1 protein-coding gene is annotated in these 1,109 nt (G+C 41.7%); it reads right to left on the bottom strand.

Annotated elements, in window-relative coordinates; translation table 11 throughout:
• Window positions 1-9: 9 nt before the first annotated feature.
• The coding region (gene tnpC / locus J2S07_RS21870; protein ID WP_307152468.1) for an IS66 family transposase at window positions 10-1,109 on the bottom strand (1,100 nt) is incomplete at its 5' end.

Below are 1,109 nucleotides of genomic sequence, written 5' to 3'. Positions count from 1 at the left end.
ATCGCGTTATTATTTAGGTAAGTTTTTAAAATCTTTACAAACGATTGGAAGTGTTGTTGACCAAGGCAGTACTTTATCCAGGGCATTTTTATCTGTCAGATCAATGTTAGGTAACTTCTCAAATAAATAGCGAAGGTAATAATATGGGTTTAGGCCATTCTCCTTTGCTGTTTCCACAATGCTATAAATGATTGCGCTAGCCCTTGCACCTTTCGGTGTATTTGAAAAAAGGAAGTTTTTTCTCCCAATCACAAAGGGCTTTATTGAGCGTTCGCTTCTATTATTATCAATTTCTAATCGTCCATCCTCTAGGAATGCCACTAATTTCTCCCATTGATTGAGACAGTAGGTAATCGCCTGACCTAAAGCGCTTTTTGGCAACACTTTTTGCTTCTGTATTTTTAGCCATGACAAAAAAGCATCCAAGACTGGCTTGCTGCGTTCTAATCGTTTTTCGTATCGATCTGAAGAGGATAACCCCTTTAGATCGCGTTCAATGCGATATAGTTGGTTACAGTATTGGATGCCTTCCATTGCTACCGCTCCCGATGTCATACGCTTTGAAGTAGGCAATACTTTTAGTGCCTCATCAAATTTACGTCGCGCATGGGCCATGCAACCGACTAGTTTTACATTAGGTACCTTATGGTACCCGGCGTAACCATCAACCTGTAAATATCCTTTAAATCCTGACAGGAATTTCTCGGCATTTTTGCCTGATCTGGTTTCCTGATAATCGTAAAGGATGATTGAAGGTCCTTCTTTTCCAGTACGGTAGAGCCATAAATATGATTTTGACGTGGCTGGACGACCGGGTTCGTGAAGTACCTGCAGGGTTGATTCGTCCGCATGCAAAATGTCCTTTTCCAAAAGAAGTTGATGCATGCGATCATAAAGTGGGCTCAACCATCGGTTGGCCCCGTGAATCATCCAATTGGCCAGGGTTTGGCGTGATAATGGTACCCCCAATCTGGAAAGTTGCTTTTCTTGCCGGTATAATGGCAGCCCATCCACATATTTTTGATTCATAATATGTGCCATTAAAGAAGGAGATGCTAAACTACCTGAATGAACCGGTTTAGGCATTGGTGCTGTTACAACCGGAGTTT

This window comes from Anoxybacillus andreesenii, assembly GCF_030813005.1.
Classification (GTDB): domain Bacteria; phylum Bacillota; class Bacilli; order Bacillales; family Cytobacillaceae; genus Robertmurraya; species Robertmurraya andreesenii.
This window is presented reverse-complemented; position numbering and strand designations above follow the sequence as displayed.